We start from the raw sequence: 1,670 nt of genomic DNA, 5'->3' as shown, positions 1-1,670 counted from the left end.
GCTCGCCGCCGGAGCCGCTCCCGCCGGGGCGCCGGAGGCGCCGGTCGCCCGGGTCGGTGACGCGGTGTCGGTGACGTCGACCCTGCGCGGGAAGGTGGAGTTCGAGAGCGGTGAGGAGGGGCGGGAGGTGGAGATCCTCGGCCACCTGCTGCGTACCGCGACGGCCGAGACCTTCCGCGCCCGGCTCGCCGGCCTGGACCTCTCCGGCTTCACCGCGCTGGTCGAGGACGGGAAGGCGATCGAGACCGGCGAGCTGGTCGGCTCCGCCGAGCTGCTGGGGCAGGTGGGCACCGTGCCGGGCCTGGCCAAGGTGCTGGACCGGCTCGGCCTCGGCGACGCCCCCAGCCCGGAGCAGGCCGCCGCCGGTGTCGAGTTCGTCCTGGAGGGTCTGCACCTGACCCGACGCCTCGGCAAGGACGTCACCGACTCCGGCCGGACCCGCTACGGCGACCGGTCCTGACATGGCCGGCAACCGGTTCCGGTACGGCCAGTGGCACGGTGGTCCCGACCCGCTGGCACCCCCGTACGACGTGCGGGCGGCGGTGGACGCGGTCGGTTCCGAGGTGCTGGCCGGCGGGAGTCTCCGGGAGGCGCTGCGCAACCTCCTGCGCCGTGGCCCGCAGGGGCGCGGTGGTCTCGACGACCTCGCCGCGCGGGCCCGGCGGCTGCGCCGGGAGGCACTGCGCCGCGGTGACCTGGACGGGGCGGTGACCCGTGCCCGCGCACTGCTCGACCAGGCCCTCGCCGCCGAACGCGACGCGCTGCGCGGGCGTGACGACGAGAGCGCGCGGTTCTCCGAGGCGGTGCTGGACAACCTGCCCCGCTCGACGGCCCGCGCGGTGGAGGAACTGTCCGGGTACGAGTGGGCCAGCGACGAGGCCCGGCAGACGTACCAGCGCATCCTCGACGGGCTGCGCGACGAGGTGCTCGGCCAGCGCTTCGCCGGCCTGCGCGACGCGGCGCGGGCGGCCGGCGACCCGGAGGTCCAGCGTCGGCTCGGCGAGATGATGCACGACCTGAACGACCTCCTCGCCCGGCACGCCCGCGCGGAGGACACCACCGACGCGTTCGCCGAGTTCATGCGCCGGCACGGCGAGTTCTTCCCGGAGCAGCCGAAGGACGTCGACGAGCTGGTCGACGTGCTGGCCCGACGCTCGGCCGCCGGCGAGCGGCTGATGCGGTCGCTGTCCGACCGGCAGCGGGAGGAGCTGGCCGGGCTGATGCGTCAGTCCCTCGGCGACCGGCTCGCCGACGAGCTGGCGGCCCTCGACGGCAACCTGCGGGCGCTGCGGCCCGACCTGCGCTGGGGCCGGGGCGAACGGGTCCGGGGCGAGGAACCGCTCGGGTACGCCGACGCGGCCGGCGCACTCGGCGAGATCGGTGAGCTGGACGACCTGCTGGACTCCCTCGACCAGGAGCACCCGGGCGCCACGTTGGACGACATCGACGTGGACGCGGTGTCCCGGACGCTGGGCCGGCACGCCGCCGACGACGTACGCCGGCTGCGTGAGCTGGAGCAGGAACTGCGCCGGCAGGGATGGGTGAGCCGCGACTCCGACGGCCTGACCCTGAGCCCGAAGGCGCTGCGCCGCCTCGGCGGCACCGCCCTGCGACGGGTCTTCGCCGACCTGACCTCGCCGGCCGCGCCCGCCGAGCGCAGGTCGTGCTGG

General features: G+C 76.0%; 2 pseudogenes. Both read left to right on the top strand.

Annotation, left to right across the window (positions count from 1 at the left end):
- Positions 1–460 (top strand): annotated as a pseudogene (locus AB0I76_RS29420) (magnesium chelatase); the annotation flags it as partial.
- Position 461: 1 nt separating this feature from the next.
- Positions 462–1,670 (top strand): annotated as a pseudogene (locus tag AB0I76_RS29415) (hypothetical protein); the annotation flags it as partial.

The organism is Micromonospora sp. NPDC049799 (assembly GCF_040656655.1).
In the GTDB taxonomy this organism is placed as follows: Bacteria; Actinomycetota; Actinomycetes; order Mycobacteriales; family Micromonosporaceae; genus Micromonospora.
Note: the sequence above shows the minus strand (reverse complement) of the source record. Positions and strands in the feature narration are given on the sequence as shown.